The organism is Allobosea sp. NPDC055332 (genome assembly GCF_053645455.1).
Genome location: NZ_JBSHMO010000002.1, coordinates 1298996 through 1318860, shown reverse-complemented (window position 1 = coordinate 1318860; position 19865 = coordinate 1298996). Strand labels below are relative to the sequence as shown.

The 19865-nt window shown below is 66.9% G+C and carries 18 protein-coding genes, 1 tRNA gene and 1 pseudogene; 8 read left to right on the top strand and 12 right to left on the bottom strand.

Going from position 1 to position 19865, the window contains the following annotated elements; genetic code table 11:
• Positions 1-396 (top strand): (R)-mandelonitrile lyase, encoded by a 396-nt coding sequence (locus tag ACWIGM_RS14910; protein WP_454026694.1) that lies wholly within the window; start codon positions 1-3, stop codon positions 394-396.
• Positions 397-470: 74 nt separating this feature from the next.
• On the opposite strand, the gene ACWIGM_RS14905 is transcribed toward ACWIGM_RS14910, so the two are convergent.
• The 4 genes from ACWIGM_RS14905 to ACWIGM_RS14890 all read right to left on the bottom strand — a co-directional run bounded on the left by ACWIGM_RS14905 (position 471) and on the right by ACWIGM_RS14890 (position 4564).
• Positions 471-545: transfer RNA gene (locus ACWIGM_RS14905), tRNA-Thr, on the bottom strand.
• A gap of 191 nt (positions 546-736) precedes the next feature.
• Positions 737-1447 carry a ligase-associated DNA damage response endonuclease PdeM gene (gene pdeM, locus ACWIGM_RS14900; RefSeq protein ID WP_454026693.1) on the bottom strand — a complete coding sequence of 237 codons (711 nt, stop codon included), beginning with the start codon at positions 1445-1447 and terminating at the stop codon, positions 737-739.
• Positions 1444-3930 (bottom strand): ligase-associated DNA damage response DEXH box helicase, encoded by a 2487-nt coding sequence (locus ACWIGM_RS14895; protein WP_454026692.1) that lies wholly within the window; start codon positions 3928-3930, stop codon positions 1444-1446. The genes pdeM and ACWIGM_RS14895 overlap by 4 nt, the downstream gene beginning before the upstream one ends.
• Before the next feature lie 55 nt (positions 3931-3985).
• Complete coding sequence (locus tag ACWIGM_RS14890; protein WP_454026691.1) at positions 3986-4564, bottom strand: L,D-transpeptidase; 579 nt, start codon at positions 4562-4564, stop codon at positions 3986-3988.
• A gap of 219 nt (positions 4565-4783) precedes the next feature.
• Between ACWIGM_RS14890 and ACWIGM_RS14885 the strand changes: the two genes are divergently transcribed.
• A complete protein-coding gene (locus ACWIGM_RS14885) occupies positions 4784-5713 on the top strand; it encodes a LysR family transcriptional regulator (protein ID WP_454026690.1) in 930 nt (309 codons plus the stop codon).
• 21 nt (positions 5714-5734) lie between these two features.
• Here ACWIGM_RS14885 and ACWIGM_RS14880 read toward each other — a convergent pair whose 3' ends face one another.
• Positions 5735-6673 (bottom strand): methyltransferase, encoded by a 939-nt coding sequence (locus ACWIGM_RS14880; RefSeq protein ID WP_454026689.1) that lies wholly within the window; start codon positions 6671-6673, stop codon positions 5735-5737.
• Between the two features lie 60 nt (positions 6674-6733).
• On the opposite strand from ACWIGM_RS14880, the gene ACWIGM_RS14875 reads away from it, so the two are divergent.
• The 4 genes and pseudogenes from ACWIGM_RS14875 to ACWIGM_RS14860 form a co-directional block, all read left to right on the top strand.
• Positions 6734-7789: a ligase-associated DNA damage response exonuclease gene (locus ACWIGM_RS14875; RefSeq protein ID WP_454026688.1), complete on the top strand. Its 1056-nt coding sequence runs from the start codon at positions 6734-6736 to the stop codon at positions 7787-7789.
• Entirely contained in the window at positions 7786-9420 is a 1635-nt protein-coding gene (locus tag ACWIGM_RS14870; RefSeq protein WP_454026687.1) for a cisplatin damage response ATP-dependent DNA ligase, read from the top strand. Before ACWIGM_RS14875 ends, ACWIGM_RS14870 begins: the two co-directional genes overlap by 4 nt.
• A gap of 115 nt (positions 9421-9535) precedes the next feature.
• The gene (locus ACWIGM_RS14865) at positions 9536-10201 is read left to right on the top strand and encodes a response regulator (RefSeq protein WP_425285432.1); all 666 of its coding nucleotides are present in this window, start codon (positions 9536-9538) and stop codon (positions 10199-10201) included.
• An 83-nt stretch (positions 10202-10284) separates the two neighbouring features.
• Positions 10285-10500 (top strand): annotated as a pseudogene (locus ACWIGM_RS14860) (DUF6460 domain-containing protein); the annotation flags it as partial.
• On the opposite strand, the gene ACWIGM_RS14855 reads toward ACWIGM_RS14860, so the two are convergent.
• Positions 10396-11502, bottom strand: coding sequence for a LysR family transcriptional regulator (locus ACWIGM_RS14855; RefSeq protein ID WP_454026686.1), 1107 nt, complete (start codon positions 11500-11502; stop codon positions 10396-10398). The pseudogene ACWIGM_RS14860 and the gene ACWIGM_RS14855 sit on opposite strands and share 105 nt — an antisense overlap.
• A 112-nt stretch (positions 11503-11614) precedes the next feature.
• Between ACWIGM_RS14855 and ACWIGM_RS14850 the strand changes: the two genes are divergently transcribed.
• A complete protein-coding gene (locus ACWIGM_RS14850; RefSeq protein ID WP_454026685.1) occupies positions 11615-12010 on the top strand; it encodes a nuclear transport factor 2 family protein in 396 nt (131 codons plus the stop codon).
• A gap of 63 nt (positions 12011-12073) precedes the next feature.
• Here ACWIGM_RS14850 and ACWIGM_RS14845 read toward each other — a convergent pair whose 3' ends face one another.
• The 4 genes from ACWIGM_RS14845 to ACWIGM_RS14830 form a co-directional block, all read right to left on the bottom strand.
• Positions 12074-12604 (bottom strand): 2'-5' RNA ligase family protein, encoded by a 531-nt coding sequence (locus ACWIGM_RS14845; RefSeq protein WP_454026684.1) that lies wholly within the window; start codon positions 12602-12604, stop codon positions 12074-12076.
• A gap of 649 nt (positions 12605-13253) precedes the next feature.
• Positions 13254-14228 carry an N-acetyl-gamma-glutamyl-phosphate reductase gene (gene argC, locus ACWIGM_RS14840; protein WP_454026683.1) on the bottom strand — a complete coding sequence of 325 codons (975 nt, stop codon included), beginning with the start codon at positions 14226-14228 and terminating at the stop codon, positions 13254-13256.
• A 295-nt stretch (positions 14229-14523) separates the two neighbouring features.
• Entirely contained in the window at positions 14524-15612 is a 1089-nt protein-coding gene (locus ACWIGM_RS14835) for a quinone-dependent dihydroorotate dehydrogenase (protein WP_454026682.1), read from the bottom strand.
• Positions 15609-15965: a DUF952 domain-containing protein gene (locus ACWIGM_RS14830; protein WP_454026681.1), complete on the bottom strand. Its 357-nt coding sequence runs from the start codon at positions 15963-15965 to the stop codon at positions 15609-15611. The genes ACWIGM_RS14835 and ACWIGM_RS14830 overlap by 4 nt, the downstream gene beginning before the upstream one ends.
• 251 nt (positions 15966-16216) lie before the next feature.
• Here ACWIGM_RS14830 and ACWIGM_RS14825 point away from each other — a divergent pair, with 251 nt between their 5' ends.
• On the top strand, positions 16217-16843 hold the full coding sequence (locus tag ACWIGM_RS14825) for a S24 family peptidase (protein WP_454026680.1): 627 nt from the start codon (positions 16217-16219) through the stop codon (positions 16841-16843).
• Positions 16844-16899: 56 nt separating this feature from the next.
• Here ACWIGM_RS14825 and ACWIGM_RS14820 read toward each other — a convergent pair whose 3' ends face one another.
• Together ACWIGM_RS14820 and ACWIGM_RS14815 are read right to left on the bottom strand one after the other, a co-directional pair.
• Positions 16900-18354 carry a sensor histidine kinase gene (locus ACWIGM_RS14820; RefSeq protein ID WP_454026679.1) on the bottom strand — a complete coding sequence of 485 codons (1455 nt, stop codon included), beginning with the start codon at positions 18352-18354 and terminating at the stop codon, positions 16900-16902.
• A gap of 11 nt (positions 18355-18365) precedes the next feature.
• Entirely contained in the window at positions 18366-19811 is a 1446-nt protein-coding gene (locus ACWIGM_RS14815) for a dihydrolipoyl dehydrogenase family protein (RefSeq protein WP_454026678.1), read from the bottom strand.
• Positions 19812-19865: the final 54 nt, after the last annotated feature.

Here is a 19865-nt window from a genome sequence, read left to right as displayed (position 1 = left end):
ATGGACATCATCCGCGCCGGGACACGGCCATCGGCGAAAGGGCCGGGCGACTGGTTCAGCGGCACCGTCCGCATCGATCCGCTGTTCAATCCGCATGCGCCCGAGCGCGTGCAGGGCGCCGCTGTCACCTTCGAGCCCGGGGCACGCACGGCCTGGCACACCCATCCGCTCGGCCAGACGCTGATCGTCACCGCGGGCTTTGGCCGGGTGCAGCGCTGGGGCGGGCCGGTCGAGGAGATCAGGCCGGGCGATGTCGTCTGGTTCCCGCCGGGCGAGAAACACTGGCATGGCGCTGGGCCTGAGACGGCGATGACCCATATCGCCGTGCAGGAAGCGCAGGATGGCAAAGTGGTCGACTGGCTGGAGAAGGTCTCCGACGCCCAGTATGGCGGCTGAGAACGGCAGCCATCTTGCAGCGCCAATGACAGGTTGGCGCTACCGGACAGCAATAACGGTGTCATGAGAAAGGCTGGTGCTGCGAGAGAGGATTGAACTCTCGACCTCTCCATTACCAATGGAGTGCTCTACCACTGAGCTACCGCAGCAGGACCGTGCTTATGCTGGCGTTTCGGGTCGATCGAGGACCCGGAAGGCGCCGTGCCGTTCCGAAGCGGCGTCCTGATGCCACAAGCCCCGCCCCGACGCAACCTGTTACGCACATATCCCTGCACATGAAAATGAAGGGCTGTCGAGCACTCCCTTCACGGGGAGGGGGCACAGGTTCGATCTGTGCCCTTCAATCCGGCAGCAGCAGGCGCTGGTCGATGCGGAAGAGCCTGCCATCGCCGAGGAGATGGGCGCAAAAGCCGAGGCCGAACAGCGGGCGGAAGGCAACGTCGCGGACATTGAGCCCGCCGGCATAGGCGCCCATCGCCGGCATGACGCAGCGCGCCGATGACAGCGCAAAGCAGCGCCGGCGCAGCGCCCGGCCGCGCATCCGCACCTTGGCGGCGGGATGCAGATGGCCGGCGATCTCCGGCAGCGCACCCGAGGGACTCGGCTCGTGCCGCAGCCTGACGCCGCGGAGATCGAGCTCGTCGAGCACCGTGCCGCCCATCGCGGCCGAGATCTGGGGGTCGTGGTTGCCGCTGATCCAGAGCCAGTCGCGGCCGGCCTGGAAAGCCCGCAGAGTCGCCAAGCAGCTTTCGTCGATCCGCGCCTCGGCGCCGCGATCATGGAAGGAATCGCCCAGCGCGATCACGCGCGCCGGCTGGTAGCGCAGGATGGCGGCGCCGAGCAGCCGCAGCGTAGCAGTGGAATCATAGGGCGGCAGCAGCACGCCGCGGGCGGCATAGGCCGAGCCCTTCTCCAGATGCAGGTCGGCGACGACGAGCGTGCGCTCGTCCGGCAGATAGAGCGCGCCGGAGAGGTCGGGCACGACAGCCAGCCGGCCGAGCATGAACGCCTCGGCCGCCACGTCTTCCGTCTCCTTCGCCGCCAGGTTCACGCCATCGCCTCTTCGAGCATCTGCGCTTCCGCCTCGGCCAGGATCTCGTCGGCCGCTTCGCCACTGACCGCCTCCCGTCCGATCTCCAGCATGACCGAGACTGAGAGCGGCGAGACGTGATCGAGCGGCTGATGCACGATTCGCCCGCTGATCCGTGTCAGCATCTGACCCAGGCGGCCGATGTCGAGCAAGCCGGTCGCGGCATCGGCGCGTGCGGCGCGGAGCAGCACATGGTCGGGCTGGTGCCGGCGCAATACGTCGTAGACGAGGTCGGTCGAGATCGTCACCTGCCGCCCGCTCTTCTCCTGGCCGGGGAAGCGGCGCTCGATCAGGCCGCCGATCACGGCGCAGGAGCGGAAGGTCCGCTTCATCAGCGCCGATTCGGCCAGCCAATCCTCGAGATCGTCGCCGAGCATGTCCTGCGCGAAGAGATCGTCGAGCGAGAGCGCCCCGCGCGCGATCGCAGCCGCCATATCGCCGAGCGTCCAGACGGCGATGCCATAGTCGTTGCAGACGAAGCCGAGCGGTTTCAGGCGCGCCCGCTCCAGCCGCCGCGTCAGCAGCATGCCGAGCGTCTGGTGGGCGAGGCGGCCCTCGAATGGGTAGGCGACGAGGAAGAAGCGACCGGCCCGCGGAAAGGTCTCGACCAGGAGCTCACCGGGCTTGGGCAGGCGCGATTTTAGCCTTTGCGCATGTAGCCAGGAGGAGACCTCGTCCGGCAGCTTCGCCCATTCCTTCGGCGAGGCGAGGATGGCGCGCACGCGCGCGGCGAGGAAGGTCGAGAGCGGGAACTTGCCGCCGTTGTAGGAGGGAATCTTCGGATCGGTGCCGGCGCTGGTGCGCGAGCAGACCACTTCGTTTTCGACGATGCCCTCGAAGCGCAGCACCTCACCGGCGAAGATGAAGGTGTCGCCCGGCGTCATCGTCTCGGCGAAATATTCCTCCAGCTCGCCGAGCATGCGCCCGCCGCGGCTGAGCATGGGCTGGCTGCCGGGCCTTGCCGGCCGGGCCCGCCCGAGCCGGACCTTCAGCATGGTCGACTCGACGATGGTGCCGACATTCATCCGGTATTGCTGGATCACGCGGGCATTGCTGGCGCGATAGAGCCCGTCCTTGCTCTGCCGGAGCTTGGCGAAGCGCTCATAGCTCTTCAGCGCATAGCCGCCGGTCGCGACGAAATCGACCACGGCGTCGAAATCGGCACGGGCGAGATCGGCATAGGGCGAGGCTGTCAGGACCTCCTCATAGAGCGCATTGGGCTCGAAACCGTCGGAGCAAGCGACCCCCAGCACATGCTGGGCGAGCACATCGAGTGCGCCGATCCGAGGCGGTGGCGTGTCCTGCGCCGCTTCCGCCACCGCATCGAGCGCGGCGCGGCATTCCAGCAGTTCGAACCGGTTCGACGGCACCAGCAGCGCCTGCGAGGGCTCGTCCATGCGGTGATTGGAGCGGCCGATGCGCTGCATCAGTCGGCTTGCACCCTTGGGCGCGCCGACATTGATGACGAGGTCGACATCGCCCCAGTCGATGCCGAGATCGAGCGTCGCCGTGCAGACCACGGCTTTCAGCTTGCCCGCCGCCATCGCCGCTTCGACCTTGCGGCGCTGGCCGACATCGAGCGAGCCGTGATGCAATGCGATCGGCAGCGTCTCCTCGTTCACGCTCCACAGCGCCTGGAACATGAACTCGGCCTGCATGCGGGTGTTGACGAAGACGAGGGTCAATTTGTGCGCTCGGATCGCGGCGTAGATGTCGTCGACGGCATGGGCGGTGATATGGCCCGCCAGCGGCAGCCGCCGCTTAGTGTGCATGATGCCGATCTGCGCCTGCGCGCCGCCCTTGACGGTGACGAGGCCGGACGGCGTGCCGGCACCGCCGAGATAGGCCTGCAGGTCGGCCGGCTCGCGCACCGTTGCCGAGAGGCCGACCGCGCTCATCTGCGGAGCGAGTTCACGCAGGCGGGCGAGGTCGAGCGAGAGCAAGTCGCCGCGCTTGGAGGTGACGAGCGCATGCAATTCGTCGAGCACGACACGACGCAAGCCAGCGAAGAACGGCTTGGCATCGCGATGCGAGACCAGCAGCGCGAGCTGCTCCGGCGTCGTCAAAAGGATATCCGGCGGCCGCTCGATCTGGCGCGCGCGCTTGGCCGGGGAGGTGTCGCCAGTGCGGGTCTCGACCTTTACGCCGAGCCCCATTTCCCTGATCGGCGTCTCGAGATTGCGGGCGATGTCGACGGCGAGCGCCTTCAGCGGCGAGACATAGAGCGTGTGCAAGCCGTCGCGCTCGCCGCCGCGCTGGGTCAGTTCGACCAGCGAGGGCAGGAAGCCGGCGAGCGTCTTGCCGGCGCCGGTCGGCGCGACCAGCAAGGTCGAGCGTCCGGCCCGGGCCTCTTCCAGCAAAGCGAGCTGATGCGCCCTGACGCTCCAGCCGCGGCTGGCGAACCAGGCGGAGAAGGCGAGGGGAAGAGGCGAGAGCGCATCCATCGAGCGACAGAGATAGGCTCTGTCGAACGAAAAGGGAACAGTGGTCTCTTGCCTTTCAGACGGCCGTGCCGCCGCCTGATCCCAGCACCACGACCCTGCTGCCGACGGGTACGCGCCGATAGAGGTCCATGATGTTCTGGTTGAGCAGACGGACGCAGCCGGACGAGACCATCGTGCCGATCGTCCACGGCTCGACGGTGCCGTGCAGCCGGTAGAGCGTGTCGCGCCCGTCGCGATAGAGATAGAGTGCGCGCGGACCGAGTGGGTTGCCGGCACCACCCGCGAGGCCGCCGGCATAGCGGCCATAGCGCTGTGGCTCGCGGCGGATCATGTCCGGCGTCGGCGTCCAGCGCGGCCATTGCGCCTTGCGCGCGATCGTCGCCGCGCCGTGGAAATTGAAGCCCTCTTCCTTGCCGACGCCGATGCCGTAGCGGATCGCGCGGCCGCCTTCGCCGACGAGATAGGCGTGGCGTTCGCCGGGATCGACGACCACCGTGCCAGGGCGCTCGGCTGTGTGATAGCTGACCTCACGCCGCAGGAATTCGGGTTCGATCTCGCTGAGGTCGACGGCCGGCACCGGAAAGGGCTCGCCATCGACGGCCGCGTAGATCGAAGCGTAGTCGGCCTCGACCATGTCGGGGCGATTGATCGCTGCTTGGCCCGAAAGTTGGGGGGGGCGGGTCTCGTCACGCAGCCGGACAAAAGGAACGGGCTGCCGAGCAGGAGGCGGCGTCGGTCTATGGGCATTTCAGGCTATCGGCTCGCATGACGGGGCAGGTGAGGCGATAGAGCAATTTGCGGCGATAGCGTCGATCCGTTATGAGATCATAAATCTCATAACCAATGGCTATGCATGGATATCGCCGCTGCCCTGAGGGCTTTCGTGCACACGGTCGAACGCGGTTCGGTCACCGCTGCGGCGCGCGATCTCTCGGTGTCGCAGCCGGCCGTCACCAAGCATCTGCGCAATCTCGAGCGGCATGTCGGCGCGCGGCTGCTGGAGCGCTCGACTCGCATGGTCCGACCCACAGTGCAGGGCAAGGCGCTCTATGAGGCCAGCCGCAGCGCGCTTTCCACCATCGATGCGGCGCTGGAAGGCGTTCGCCACGAGATGGGGGCGATCGAAGGATTGCTGCGCGTGCAGGCGCCGTCCTGCATTGGCGCTAGGCACCTGCATCCGATCGCGCTCGCCTTTCAGGAGCGCTATCCCGGCGTGACGATCGATCTGGTGCTGGAGAACCGCGCAGTCGACCTGATCCATGAAGGCTTCGACCTCGCGCTCCGCTATGGCCGCCCAGAGGGACAGGAGCTGATCGTCAGGCGACTCGGCCTGGTGCGCCGCATCCTCGTCGCCGCTCCGAAATTTCTCGCTCGGTCAGGGCCGATCGAGACGTCGGCACGCCTCTCCGAAATCGACATCGTGACCACGCCGACGCTGCTCTCGCCGCGGGATGTGCTGGTGCTGCGTCGCGGAAACGAGAGCATCGACGTGCCGGTGCGGCCGATCATGCGCACGAATGCGGCCGAGACGATCGTCGCGACTTTGCTGTCGGGGCGCGCCGCCGGGCCGGTGCAGCAGCTGCTCGTTTCGGATGAACTTGCCGCAGGGCAGCTCGTCCGCATCCTGCCGGGTTACGAGGTCAAGCCGACGGAGGCCTTCTGGACCTTTCCCTCGGTGCGCTTCATGCGCCCGGTCGTGCGCGCCTTCACCGATTTTGCCATCCCGGCCTTGCGGGCTGTGGACGGCGTCGATGCCGGGGACATGCGTTCGGAGGCTGCCTGAGGGCCTGCCGCGCTTCGCGTGTCAGTGACGCTCGGCGATGATCAGCAGCCCCGGCACTGGCTGACCGCGATCGATGCGGGTGCTCTGCGGCTCGACCAGCACGGGCGTCAGCCCGGCCTCGACGAGCCTCTCTCTGACCCAGCCTTCGGCATGGGCGAAGCGCCGGTCCTGGCCGACGGTGATGCCCTCGCCCTGATGGCTCTGCACGGTGAAGGCGAGGAGGCCACCCGCCTTGAGCACCCGCGCGCTCTGATGGAAGCACGGGGCGAGGTCGCCGAGATAGACGAAGACATCGGCGGCGATGACGAGATCGGCCGAGGCGTCGGGCCGGCTTGCCAGGAAGGCGGTGAGGCCGGCGGTAGCGAGCTTGTCGTAGAGCGGGCGGCCGCCCTCACGCGTCTTGGCCTGCGCCTTGGCGATCATGCGCGGCGAGAGATCGCAGCCGGCGAGGAACTCGGTCTCTGCCCGGATCGCCTCGCCCATCAACCCGGTGCCGCAGCCGAGGTCTAGGACCGTCTCGAAGTGGAATGGCCTGCCTGCCTTCTCGCAATGGCGCGCCAGCGCGTCCTTCAGCAGCGCCGGCGCCTGGTATTGCAAGGTGCCGACGAGGTGGCTGTCGAAACGCTCGGCATAGCCGTCGAACAGCGCACCCGAAAAATTCTCCGAGGTCGCCTGCTCGGCTGCGAGCGCGCCGATGCGGGCGAGGTCGAGCTTGGCGCCCATATGGTCGTTCGGGTCGAGGTCGAGATATTGCCGCCAGGCGGTCGCGGCCTCCTCATTGTGCCCGAGCGCTTCCTGGGCCAGCCCATAGAGATGCCAAGCGGCGGTGAAACCGTAGTTCTCGGCGAGCGTTTGATCGAGGATGTCGATCGCCGCCTGCGGATCGCCATCCTTGAGCGCCGCCTCGGCCCAGGCATAGCGACGGTCGAGACGTTCATCCCCGGAACTGGCGGAGTACACGCTGCTGCCCTTTTCGATCATGCTGCGGGTTTAACGAAGGCAGATGACACTGGCCAGACGATGAAGCCTTCCGATCTGCTGACGCCGACCCCGGCTGGGCTCTACTGCCCGCCGGCCGACATCTACATCGACCCGGTCCGCCCGGTGGCGCGGGCGCTGATCACCCACGGCCATTCCGACCATGCGCGCGCCGGCCATGGCGCCGTTCTGGCGACGCGTGAGACGCTGGCGATCATGGCGCTGCGCTATGGCGAGGCCTTCACCGGCTCGCAGCAGGTGGCCGCTCCCGGTGAGGTGGTTCGCATCGGTGCTGTCGATTTCCGCTTCGTCCCGGCCGGCCATGTCCTCGGCTCCGCCCAGATCGTGGTCGAGCACCGGGGGCTGCGCATCGTCGTCTCCGGCGACTACAAGCGCGAGCGCGACCCGACCTGCGCGCCCTTCGAGCCGGTCATCTGCGATGTCTTCATCACCGAGGCGACCTTCGGCCTGCCGGTGTTCCGCCATCCGCCGGCTCATGCCGAGACCGCGAAGCTCATCGATTCCGTCCGGCTCTTCCCCGACCGCACCCATATCGTCGGCGCCTATTCGCTGGGGAAGGCGCAGCGATTGATGGCGCTGATCCGCGAGGCCGGTTACGAGCGGCCGATCTTCATCCATGGCGCGGTCGAGAAGATCACGGAGCTCTATCAGGCCGAAGGCATCCCGCTCGGCGAGATTCGTAAGGTCGAGCCGGGCGAGCGCAAGGCCGAGGAACGCAAGGCACTGGCCGGCGAGATCGTCATCTGCCCGCCGAGCGCGATCCAGGACCTCTGGTCGCGCCGCTTCCCTGATCCGGTCACTGCCTTCGCCTCGGGCTGGATGCGGGTCAGGGCACGGGCCCGCCAGAAGGGCGTCGAGCTGCCGCTTATCATCTCCGACCATGCCGACTGGGACGACCTGCAGGCGACGATCCGCGAGGTCGAGGCGAACGAGATCTGGATCACCCATGGCGAGGCCGAGGCGCTGGCGCATTGGTGTGGCACGGTTGGCCTCAAGGGCATGCCGCTCCATCTCGTCGGCTATGGCGACGAGGGTGAGGCCGAGCCGGACGCAAAGCCGGCGGAGATCTCGCCATGAACCGCTTCGCCTGGCTGCTCGACCGCCTCGCCTATGAACCGCGCCGCAACGGCAAGCTCGCGCTGATCGCCGACTATCTGCGCACCACGCCCGACCCCGATCGTGGCTATGCGCTGGCGGCGATGACCGGTGGGCTGGTCTTCCAGAATGCCAAGCCCGGCCTGATCCGCGCCCTGATTGCAGAGCGCACCGACCCGGTGCTGTTCGCGCTGTCCTACGATTATGTCGGCGATCTCTCGGAAACGGTCGCTCTGATGTGGCCGGCCCGGCATGGCACCAATGACGTGCCGCATCTGCCCGATGTCGTCGCCGGCCTGCGTAACTCCGGCAAGACCGAGATGCCGCGTCTGATCGCCTCCTGGCTCGATGCGCTCGACGAGACCGGCCGCTGGGCCCTGCTCAAGCTGATCACCGGCGCCCTTCGCATCGGCGTTTCGGCTCGCCTGGCCAAGACCGCTGCCGCGAGCCTCGGGGGTATTCCAGCCGACGAGGTCGAGCAGGTCTGGCATGGGCTGGAGCCGCCCTATGTCCCGCTCTTCGCCTGGCTGGAGGGCAGGGCTCCTCGGCCGGAGGCGACTGATCCTGCGCCCTTCCGCCCGGTCATGCTCTCGCATGCGATCGAGGACGGTGATTTCGACAAGCTCGATGCGGGCGAATTCGCCGCCGAATGGAAATGGGACGGCATTCGCGTCCAGGCCGTCGCCGGCACGCGCGCCGATGGCAGCCGCACCGTCCGGCTATACTCGCGCACCGGAGAGGAGATCGGCGGAGCTTTTCCTGATCTCACCGAGGCGCTGACGCAGGACGGCGCGATCGACGGCGAATTGCTGGTGATGCGCGACGGCGTCGTCCAGAGCTTCAACACGCTGCAGCAGCGGCTCAACCGCAAGCAGGTCACAGCGAAGATGCTGGCCGAATTCCCAGCCCATATCCGCGCTTACGACCTCCTGGCCGAGGCCGACGACGATCTGCGTGCCCACCCTTATACGGAGCGGCGCGCCAGGCTGGAGGACTTCCTCGGCCGGCTCGACAGCGCCCGCTTCGATCTCTCGCCGCGCATTACCTTCGCGAACTGGGAGGAGTTGACCGAGGCCCGCGCCGACCCGGCTTCTGCCGGGGCTGGCGCCGATGCCGAGGCGGTCGAGGGCTGCATGCTGAAGCAGCTCGACTCGCCCTATCTGCCTGGTCGGCCGAAAGGCTACTGGTACAAATGGAAGCGCGATGCCCGGCTGGTCGACTGCGTGCTGATGTATGCCCAGCGCGGCCACGGCAAGCGCTCTTCCTTCTATTCCGACTACACCTTCGGCGTCTGGCGGGTCGGTGAGGCGGGGGCGGACGAGCTCGTGCCGGTCGGCAAGGCCTATTTCGGCTTCACCGACGAGGAATTGCTCGAGATCGACCGCTATGTCCGCAAGAACACGCTGAGCCGCTTCGGCCCGGTGCGCGAGGTGACGCATACGCTCTCGAGCGGCCTCGTCTTCGAAGTGGCCTTCGAGGGTCTGCAACGCTCGACACGGCACAAATCCGGCGTCGCCATGCGCTTTCCCCGGATCAACCGCATCCGCTGGGACAAGCCGCCGGGCGAGGCGGACCGGATCGAGACGCTGGAAGCGTTGCTGCCTGCCAATTAGTGATCCGTTGTGGCTCCCCGCGATTGGAGCATTGACAGGCCAAGATGCTGGGCGCTTGAACTTTCAAGGGGGAATGGCGCGGCATCTTGCCGGGCTGCGGCGTGCGGAGGGCATGATGACACGGATCGTGATCGCGGACGATCATCCGCTCTTTCGCGGCGCGCTGCGCCAGGCGGTCTCGCATGCGCTGGCCGGTTCCGAGGTTAGCGAGGTCGGCTCGCTCGAGGCGCTCGGCCAGGCCCTCGCCGAGGCCTCGGATATCGACCTCATCCTGCTCGATCTCTCCATGCCTGGCGTGCAGGGTTTTTCCGGCCTGCTTTTCCTGCGCGCCTCCTATCCCGAGATCCCGGTCATTGTCGTCTCGGCCAATGACGATCCGGCGGTGATCCGCCGCTGCATCGAGTTCGGCGCGCTCGGCTTCCTGCCCAAGACCGCCGAGGTCGCGCAGATGGGCGAGGCGATCCAGGCCGTGCTCGACGGCGGCGTCTGGACCCCGCCCGGCGTCGACCTCTCCGCTCCGGTCGACCACGAGACCGCCGACATGGTCCGGCGCCTCGCCACACTGACGCCGCAGCAGGTACGCGTGCTGATGATGCTGTCGGAAGGGCTGCTCAACAAGCAGATCGCCTATGAGCTCGGCGTCTCCGAGGCGACGGTGAAGGCGCATGTCTCGGCGATCCTGACCAAGCTCAATGTCGACAGCCGCACCCAGGCCGTGATCGCCGCCGCCAAGATCGCCGGCGCCGGCTGGGCGGCGCAGGGCGCTTCGGCGACGAGCTGACGGGTAACGGTTGACGGCGGCGTTCAGGCCCGGTTCAAGCAGGGTCTGATCTATCTCGCATTGTCGATCCGAAGGGGATTCGCATGGCCAATGGCGGTGGCACCGAGCGTTTTCTCGGCGGTTCTCTCCTCAGCGTCCTCGTGCGCCTGTTCTTCATCTCGCTGCTGGTCGGCGCGGCCATGGCCTTTCTCGGCCTATCGCCGCGCGGCCTCTTCGACTCGGCGCTGCGCTTCGTCCGCTCGCTCACCGATATGGGCTTCGACGCGGTCCGCGAGGTCGGTGGCTGGGCCCTGGCCGGCGCGCTGGTCGTCGTGCCGCTCTGGTTGATCAGCCGGCTCTTCGCGTCGAAGCGATAGGAGCGCGGTCGCGCTGCTCTTCGCTGTTTCGCTTTCGCGCGAGCCGCCGCGGATGGCGTCGATCACGGCGCGAAGCGGCGGCGCCATTTGCCGTTGGGCTGGATAGCAGAGGTAGTAGCCGGGGAAGGGCGCTGACCAGCTTTCGAGCAGCGCGATGAGGCGGCCCGCAGCGATGTGGGGCGCGATCAGCTGCTGGCTGGCGAATGCGATGCCGACCCCATCGACCGCCGCCTGTACCCCGAAATCCTTCATGTTGGAGATCAGGGGGCCGTCGACCGCGACCTCGAACCACTTGCCGTTCTCCATGAACTCCCATTTGTGCGGCGTCTTCTGCCCCGGCCAGCGCCAGCCGATGCAGCGATGAGCGAGAAGGTCGCGCGGATGGGTCGGCGTCCCGTGCCGCGCGAGATAGTCGGGCGAGGCGACCGCGGTCTGGCGCAGCTCCGGGCCAAGCTTCACCGCGATGAGGTCCTTGTCGATCACCTCGCCGAGCCGGATGGCGACGTCATAGCCTTCTGCCACGATGTTCACGACGGCGTCGTCGAGGGTGACGTCGAGCACCACCTGCGGATAGGCGTCGCTGAAGGCGCGCAGGATCGGCGTGAGATAGAGCTCTGCCGCCGTCCGGAAGCAGTGCATCCGCACGGTCCCGGCGGGATGGGCGCGGCGCTCGCGGGTCTCGCCGAGCGCCTCCGCCAGCTCTTCGACGGCGGGCTGCACCCGCTCGAACAGCCTGGCCCCGGCCTCGGTCAGGGAGACGCTGCGGGTGGTGCGGTTGAACAGGCTGACCCCGACCCGCTCCTCGAGCGCGCGGACCATCTGGCTCAGCGCCGAGGATGACACGCCGAGATTCTCTGCCGCCCGGCTGAAGTTCAGCGCGAGGGCGACGGCCACGAAGGCGCGGAGCTGGTTGAAGTCTCCGGCAGATAAAAGGGACGTGTTCATGATCGTCTCGATTGCTTAGCTCTGCTTATAAACCTGATTAGTACGCGTCGATTAAACATTGCGCCTCTCCGTAGTTATACTGTTCTGGACACTGAATTTGAAGGAAACAATAATGACGCTGCAAGACACGCGCTCGATCGCAAGCATAGATGGGCTGGTTGCCCTGGCGAAAACCTATTTCGATGCTGCTTACGCGATGGACGCCGACAGCTTCGCGACCATCTTCGACCCTGCCGCCCTGGTTACCCGGCGCGGTAACGGCGACAGCATGGTGGTCACACCCATCGCCGCCTGGCTCGATGTGGTCCGCAGCCTGACGTCTCCGCAGGCTGCCGGCAGCGTGCGCGCCGACCAGATTCTCTCCATCGCCATGACCCGCGACATGGCGCTGCTCAAGCTGCGCTTGCGGATCCCGCCCCGCGAGGTGACTGACCTCTTGTCATGCTTTCACCTCAACGGGCGCTGGCAGATCGTCCAGAAGGTGTTTGCCGCCGAGACCCTGGTGTGAAGTTGGATTGGGAGGCGGCTTTCGACCGAAGTCGGAGGTTCCTGCGGGTTCTGTTCGCCTAGATCAGAGCAGCTTCCGCGACTCGAAAGGCGCTATAGGTGGGAAATAGATACAGTCGAGAGCGTCGAAAACCACGTCAAACACGCTGCCAGCTTCGCGGGCGAAAGCTAGCGCCGCCTCGCGTCGGTCATCCCTTACTTGCGTGCCCAGCGTGCAATGAGGTGTCCATACGCCAGGCCGGTAATGTGGCCGGCAAGAGGCGGGTGGTATGGCAGCGTGGATTGCGTCGTGGATGTCCCGCAAGACTTCACTGGGACGGGGCGACGCCCAGAGGATCATCGGCGGCCCATCAAAGCTGAAAATGGCATCAAAGGTCAGTGTGACCGCGCGCAAGTTTTTGCTGGCTTGATCGAGCGCGTCCCGAACCTCCGCCTCTCGCACCACGTCATCATCGTAGATGGCGAGGGTGACGTGGGGCGGGTAGCCAAGGAGGGTCATGGAGGGTCGATCCTCGAACCGCTGAACATCATTCCATAATGCCCGAACGTTGGCAGCGCTCGGATGATCGCTCCTAAGTGAAATGGCGAATCCCATGCCCAGGCTTCCGCAATCTCATTTCTCATCGATCAAAGGCCCGCTCTCGCCCCAATCCAGGCATCGCGCACCCATTGAGGAGCCGCGCCGATCGGACGTGCGACGATAACGACATATAGCTGCGTAAGGTCGAAGCCGAACATTTAGACAGGCGATCCAAATGTCTTGCAGATATATTCTGGACCTTCTGCAATTATTTCCTGCGATCCAACGGTGATGACTCTAAATCTCGACGGCTCTAAATTGCCTATGAAAACCTGCATTCCTGTACGTTTGCCAAATTCGTCTATGGAATCAACGCGACCGCAGACACCGATACTCCCATTGCCACTGCGGTGCGCTCGAATTGCGCCGAATCGAGCCGAATTTGGATCAACGAGACGCGCGCGAACGGCCCTTTGTACTTCCACGATGTCTGCATTCGAGAGTGTGTGGCTAGGGAACGGCGGTCTATTGTTCACACAACTCGCAGCGAGCAGGCTGATACCAGCGGCGATAAGCTTCTTCATCATCATCCCCCGTCCGACCGATGCCGACATATCTGACGGACCCACCTGCCGCCAGTAATTTTGAGGGGCAGGAACTTCTGCTATCGACTCGTTGCGGGCCTCCGAAGCAGATTAAAGAGCTGCCTGGAGGCCCGCCTTCGTCACGGCCAGACAGGTGCGCCGTCCAGCCCCGCGGTTTCCGGCAGGCCGCAGATCAGGTTCGCATTCTGCACCGCCTGGCCCGCCGCTCCCTTGCCGAGATTGTCGACCACGCCCATCGCGATCACCAGGTTGCGCTCAGGATCGGCCGCATAGCTGACGAATGCGAGGTTCGAGCCGGTCGCCCATTTGGTCTGTGGCGGCTTGTCGGTTACGCGGACGAATGTCCGCCCGGCGTAGAAACGCCGCGCCGCGTCCAGGCACTGGTCCGTGGTGGCGCGGCCGCGGCAGTAGATGGTGGCGAGCAGGCCGCGGGTCATCGGCACCAGATGGGGCGTGAACACCAGCCCGGCCGCGCTGCCGCCGCTCAGCCGCTCGATCGTCCTGGCGATCTCGGGCATGTGGGTGTGCTTGAGCAGGCCGTAGGGCACCAGGTTCTCGTTGCTCTCGGCGTAGCCGAACTTGCTGTCGCCGCCGCGGCCGGCCCCTGAGATGCCGGTCTTGACGTCGATCACGATATTGCCGGGCTCGATCAGCTTGTCGGCCAGCAGCGGCGCCAATGCGGTCAGCGCCGCCGCGGGGAAGCAACCGGGGTTGGCAATGCGGGTCTGGCCCTCGATCTGGGCCGGCCAGATGTCGGCCAGGCCATAGGCCCATCCCTCGACATAGCGGTGGTCGCCGCCGATATCGACGATCTTCACATCCTTGGGGACGCGCGCCAGCGCCTCGGCCGAGGCGCCCGTGGGCAGCGACGCGAACAGCACGTCGAGCTTCGGCAGAGTCGCAGGGTCCCATTTCTCGATCACCAGTTCGGCGAGCTTGGTCGGCACACCGGGGAAGCGGTCCACCAGACGGCTGCCGGCGCTGCTCTCGCCCGCAGCGTAGACCAGCTCGAAAGATGGGTGGCTCGCGACGAGGCGCAGCGCTTCGCCGCCGCCAAAACCGCTGATGCCGACAATGCCGACGCGAATGCTCATGGTGGTCTCCTCCTGGGATCGGGCAAAAGAAAGCCCCCGGAGCCGAGGGCTGCGGGGGGTCAGGAATGCGGGTCGGAAGGTCGCTTCGGCGGGTGGGCCTACAGTGAGGCAGTCACCATGCGGAAGGACGCTGATCGACGCGCAGCACAAGAAGCCGCCGCTGGGGTGCAGCGACGTCGGCGTCGATCAAAGAGGGGCAGGTTCCTGAGCATGTCCCGCGACACTGTCGCCACCCATATTCATCGTCAAGCGGAATATCTGCGGCCACCGATAGCGGGCAACCGAGCTTGCCGCCTCAGCCCATCTCCCCGCGCGCGATCGCCTCGGCATCGCGCCCGACCAGCGCATCGAGCCGCGGCAGCCCGGCCTTGCGCACCTGCATGTCGAGCCCGCGCTTGACCTCGCCGACCAGCCCCGGCCCCTTGAACACCATCGCCGAATAGAATTGCACCAGACTCGCCCCGGCCCGGATCTTGGCGAAGGCACTCTGCGCGGAATCGATGCCGCCGACGCCGATCAGCGGGAACTGGCGCTCCACCCGCAGGAAGGTCTCGGCGAGAATGCGCGTCGAGGCCGTAAAGAGCGGCTTGCCCGAGAGGCCGCCGGTCTCGGCCTTGCTGGCGCTGCGCAGGCTGTCCGGCCGGGCGATCGTCGTGTTCGAGACGATCATGCCGTCGACCTTGCGGCGGCGGGCGACCGCGACCATGCCGTCGAGCTCGGGCATGGAGAGATCGGGGGCGATCTTGATCAGCACCGGCGTCGGCTTAGCCCCAGCGGCGGCCTCGTCGCGGGCCGCGAGCGTGCGGGCGATCAGGTCGTCGAGCGCGTCCTCGGCCTGCAAATCGCGCAGGCCGGGCGTATTCGGTGAGGAGACGTTGACGGTGAGAAAATCGGCGAGCGGAGCGAGCCTTGCCGCCAGCGTCGCGTAGTCGGCGCTGCGGTCGGCCGAGTCCTTGTTGGCTCCAAGGTTGACGCCGACGATGCCGCCCTTCTTCCGGCGCGCTGCCAGCCGCGCCGCAACCGCCTCCATGCCTTCGCTGTTGAGGCCATAGCGGTTGATCACCGCCTCGTCCTCCGGCAGGCGGAAGACGCGGGGGCGCGCATTGCCCGGCTGCGGCAACGGCGTCACCCCGCCGATCTCGACAAAGCCGAAGCCAAGACCGAGGGCACCGTCGATCGCCTCGGCATGCTTGTCGAAGCCGGCGGCGAGCCCGACCGGATTGGCAAAGCGCAGGCCGAAGGCCTCGACCGCCAGCGACGGCGGATCGGCCGCCGGCCGCAATGGTGGCGCGGCAGCAAGCGCCGCGATCGTCAGCCGATGCGCCTGCTCGGCGTCGAGCTTGTGGATCAGCGGCCGCGCCAGGCCGAACAGCGCTCCGATCACGCGACATCCTCCGGCAAGACATCCTCTGGAAACACATGGCCGGCCTCGCCCGACGGCAGCGGCGCGATCCAGCGCGCCTGCTTCGGGTCGAGCGTGGCATAAAGATGCGGGAACAGCGCCCCGCCGCGCGAGGGCTCGTAGCGCAGGGCCTCGCCGAGCTTGGCGTCGTCGAAGGCGATCAGCAGCAGGCCGCTCTGGCCGGCGAAATGCTTCGCGGCAGTCTCGCGGACCTGTGCGCCGGTCGAGAAATGGATGAAGCCGTCGGCGAGGTCGACCGGTGCTCCCCGGAAGAGGCCTGCGGCCTCGGCTTCGCGCCAGAGCGCTTCGGGACAGATCTTGTAGATGAGCGGCATGGTGCCGGACATATCGCCGGAGCGGCTTCGGCAAAAGCGGAAACCGCGTGCCGGCCAGCCCACGCTGCAGATTTCTTTTTGCCGGCGTGCCGGATCGCCTCAGCCGAAGCGCTGTCGGCAGCGAAAAATCCGGCCTTGGCAGCCAGTTGGGATCGCGAATCAGATTGAATTCTTATCTGATAGGGTATATTTCCTATATCTATCCCCGCTTTGCGCCGCGCCGGCACCATCAGGAACGAGGCCTCTCCGCGATGCTGTCCCATGACCAGATCTGGAGCGCGATCGACACGCTCGCCCAGCGCTATGGCCTGACGCCCTCGGGCCTCGCCCGCAAGGCCGGGCTCGATGCCACGACCTTCAATCGCTCCAAGCGCGTCGGCGCTGACGGCCGCGAGCGCTGGCCTTCGACCGAGTCGATCGCCAAGATCCTCTCGGCGACCGGCGCCTCCTTCGACGAGTTCATGAACGTCGTCCGGCGCGGCGCGGCGCCGGCCCGCACGATCCCGGTGATCGGCTTCGCCCAGGCGGGCTCGGGCGGCTTCTTCGACGATGGCGGCTTCCCGGTCGGTTCCGGCTGGGACGAGGTCGCCTTTCCCGGCCTGCAGGACGAGAAGGCCTATGCGCTCGAGATCGCCGGCGATTCGATGCTGCCGCTCTATCGCGACGGCGACACCATCATCGTCTCGCCCGGTGCTGCGATCCGCCGTGGCGACCGGGTCGTGGTCAAGACCGTCGACGGCGAAGTCCTGGCCAAGCAGCTCAGGCGTCAGACCGCCAAGACGATTGAGCTCGCCTCGCTCAATCCCGAGCATGCCGACCGGGTGCTGGGGCTCGCCGAGATCGCCTTCATGGCGCGCGTGATCTGGGCGAGCCAGTAAAGCATCAGCCCGAAAAGCGGGAACCGGTTTTCGGGTAAAGCCGAAGCTCAGAAGTCTCAGGCCAATACGCGCTGCGCTGGCAGCGAGACGGTGAACACGGCGCCGATCTCGGACGGTTCGAGCGCGATCATGCCGCCATGCAGCCGCACCAGCTCGGCGGCGATGGCGAGGCCGAGGCCGGTGCCGCCGGGGTTGACTGAGCCGCGGAAGGCCTGGAACAGGTTGTCGCGCGCCCGCGGCGGTACGCCCGGCCCGTTGTCGGCGATGCGCAGGACGATCTCCTCATGGCGCCGGCCGGCGCTGATCCTGAGCATCGGCGTTCGTTCGCCGGTCTCCGTGACGCTGTCGAGCGCCTGGATTGCGTTGCGCATCAGGTTGGAGAGCACCCGCGCCATCTGGTCTGGATCGCATGGTGCGATCACTTCGGCCGGGACTTCGTTGGCGAAGCCGATCGTGCCGTTCTCGCCGAGGCCGAGCAGTTCGGCCTGCTCGGCGACGAGCTGGCGCAGCGCCACATCGCGCAGCGCCGGCGTCGCCTCGGTCGCCCGGCCATAGGCGAGCGTCGCCTGGCAGAAATCGATGGCACGGCCCAGCGTCGCGATCAGGCGCGGCGCGAAGCGCCGGATCTTGGGATCGCGCGTCTCGGTCAGCCGGTCGGACATCAATTGCGCCGCCGCCAGCATGTTGCGCAGGTCGTGATTGATCTTGCTGACGGCAAGGCCGAGCTCGGCGAGGTGTTTCTTGGCTCTCAGGTCGTCGGCGAGCGTCGCCTGCATGCGCGCCAGCGCCCGCTGCGCCTCGCCGATCTCGTCGGCACGCTCTGTCGGCTCGATGATCCGGCGCGGATTCTCCGGATCGTGCTCGAACTCCATCACATTGGCGGCGAGGTGCCGGATCGGCTGCACGATCAGCCAGTTCAGCGAGAGGTAGACCAGTCCCGCGGTCAGGATCGAGATGATCAGCGTGACCAGGGTCAGGTTGATCGAGAATTTCAGCATGGCGTGGCGCAGCGGTCGCTCGTCGATCACCATCTCGACGAAGTCGGCGGCGCCGACCGCCTGTCCGACCACCCGGATCGGCATCTCGTGCGAGGGGCTGACCAGCGTCGCCACCGATTCCAGGATCGACTGCATCCAGCTCTGGTCGCGCAGGTCGACGGTCTTGGCGACCTCGTGCGGCATCGAATCGAGACTGAGCAGGCGGCGCGCGCCGCCGACGCGCGCAGCGATGGCGGAAGCGCCGACGCCGGCGAGCAGGCGCTCCTCGCTGCCTTCCGGCAGGCCTTCGGCCGGGGCGCCTTCGAGCACGAGCACGGCAATCTGCGCCGCCGCGAGCCGGTCGTTCAGCCAGTTGCGCCGGAAGTTCGCGACCGAGGGCAGGTAGATCAACACCTCGGCCAGCATCACGAACAGGATGGTGAGCACGAGCAGCTTGGCCGACAGGCCGAGCTGCGTCGGCCCGCGCGCTACGCTGATCGACAGGGTGTTGGGATCGAACCGTCTCACTGACATCAACAGCCAGTCTATCCGAAACGGCGCAGGAAGCCGATGAGGCGGCGAATCCCCTGCTTTGCCGCGAGCGGCGCCTGGAAGGAGAGGGCTGCCTTCTGCGACAGCTCCGACAGGCTCTGGGATGGCACGATGAGCCCGGCCATCTCCTTGACGTTCATCCGCTTCTGCAAGGCGATGCTCCAGGGCACGATCAGCTCGGCCGCCTGCGCCCCGGCGATGACCACGCCGAGGATGCCGCCTTTGCGGTCGGTCATCAGCTTGATCAGACCTTCGCTTCGCAGCTCGGCCTGGGCGCGCCCGCTTTCGGCATAGGGGAAGCGCAGCACCCGGATCTCGCCTCGCGCCTGCGCCTGCGTCTCGCTGAGCCCGATGCTCGCCAGCTCCGGCTTGCCATGGACGGTGCGCGGCACCAGCTCGCGCCTGAAGCGGACCGGCTGGCGGAAGAGGGCGTTGCGGAGCACGAGCCCGGCCTGATGCTGGGCGGCATGGCTGGACACCATCCCGCTCGCGGCTCCACTGGCGCAATCGCCGATGGCGTAGATACTGCGGTTGGCGGTGCGCAGCGAGGCGTCGACGATGATGCCGCTATCGTCGCTGCGGATGCCGGCGAGGTCGAGCTCGAGGTCGGCGATGTTCGGCCCGCGCCCATTCGCGACCAGCAGATGCGTGCCTTCTATCCGGATGTCGCCGTCGAGCATAAGGCAGGGCCGCTGCCGATGGCTCTCGGCGCGCAGGATCACCCGGCCCTCGTGCAAGACGATGCCGTCGCCGAGCAGGGCGCGCCGGAGCACACCGACCGCTTCCGGGTCCTCCTCCGGCAGGAGGCCTTCCCGGGCGATCAGAGCGACCTCGCTGCCGAGCCCGCGCATCGCCTGCGCCAGCTCGACGGCCGCCGCCGTGCCGCCGAGCACGACCAGCCGGTCCGGCCGCTTCGCCAGCTCGAAGATGCTGTCCTCGGTCAGGCAGGGCAGGTCGGCGAGGCCGGGAATGTCGGGCATCGCCGGCAAGGACCCGGTCGCGATGACGAAGCGGCGTGCCTTGACCACTGTTTCGCCGATCGTGATCTGGTGGCGGTTCTGGAAGTGCGCCTCGCCTCTGAGCATGAGGATGCCGAGCGCGGTGAGGCGCTCATCCGATTCGTTTGCGGCTCGTTTCGCTGCAACCTGGTCGAGATGAGCCCGAATGCGCCCATAGTCGATCTCGCCCATATCTCGCGGCAGGCCGAAGGACGCAGCGTTCGCGATGGCCCGCCTATGCTCGGCGACGGCGCGCAGAGCCTGGCCGCGCGCTCCCTCATTGTGGGAAAGCGCGCTTCCGTTCTGCCTGACCAGCACGGTCCGGACGCCGAACAATCCGGCGGCGGTCGCGACCGCGAGCCCGCCCGGCCCATCGCCGATGATACAGATATCCGGCGTCAGCGGCTCCTTGCTGGCCGATGGGCTGGCGGTTTGGCTCACGCCGCGTCTCCCGGTCGCTTTCCTGCTCGTGCAGATGCGTTGCCGCTGCGGCGG

Excerpts from the sequence above, each read along its gene's own strand:
- ACWIGM_RS14895 (WP_454026692.1), bottom strand. The coding sequence starts at position 3,930 with ATGGATGCGCTCTCGCCTCTTCCCCTCGCCTTCTCCGCCTGGTTCGCC.
- ACWIGM_RS14875 (WP_454026688.1), top strand. The coding sequence starts at position 6,734 with ATGAAGCCTTCCGATCTGCTGACGCCGACCCCGGCTGGGCTCTACTGC.
- argC (WP_454026683.1), bottom strand. The coding sequence starts at position 14,228 with ATGAGCATTCGCGTCGGCATTGTCGGCATCAGCGGTTTTGGCGGCGGC.
- ACWIGM_RS14865 (WP_425285432.1), top strand. The coding sequence starts at position 9,536 with ATGACACGGATCGTGATCGCGGACGATCATCCGCTCTTTCGCGGCGCG.
- ACWIGM_RS14910 (WP_454026694.1), top strand. The coding sequence starts at position 1 with ATGGACATCATCCGCGCCGGGACACGGCCATCGGCGAAAGGGCCGGGC.
- ACWIGM_RS14825 (WP_454026680.1), top strand. The coding sequence starts at position 16,217 with ATGCTGTCCCATGACCAGATCTGGAGCGCGATCGACACGCTCGCCCAG.
- ACWIGM_RS14890 (WP_454026691.1), bottom strand. The coding sequence starts at position 4,564 with ATGGTCGAGGCCGACTACGCTTCGATCTACGCGGCCGTCGATGGCGAG.
- ACWIGM_RS14855 (WP_454026686.1), bottom strand. The coding sequence starts at position 11,502 with ATGAACACGTCCCTTTTATCTGCCGGAGACTTCAACCAGCTCCGCGCC.
- ACWIGM_RS14830 (WP_454026681.1), bottom strand. The coding sequence starts at position 15,965 with ATGCCGCTCATCTACAAGATCTGTCCCGAAGCGCTCTGGCGCGAAGCC.
- ACWIGM_RS14820 (WP_454026679.1), bottom strand. The coding sequence starts at position 18,354 with ATGTCAGTGAGACGGTTCGATCCCAACACCCTGTCGATCAGCGTAGCG.
- ACWIGM_RS14850 (WP_454026685.1), top strand. The coding sequence starts at position 11,615 with ATGACGCTGCAAGACACGCGCTCGATCGCAAGCATAGATGGGCTGGTT.
- ACWIGM_RS14870 (WP_454026687.1), top strand. The coding sequence starts at position 7,786 with ATGAACCGCTTCGCCTGGCTGCTCGACCGCCTCGCCTATGAACCGCGC.
- ACWIGM_RS14845 (WP_454026684.1), bottom strand. The coding sequence starts at position 12,604 with ATGGGATTCGCCATTTCACTTAGGAGCGATCATCCGAGCGCTGCCAAC.
- ACWIGM_RS14885 (WP_454026690.1), top strand. The coding sequence starts at position 4,784 with ATGGATATCGCCGCTGCCCTGAGGGCTTTCGTGCACACGGTCGAACGC.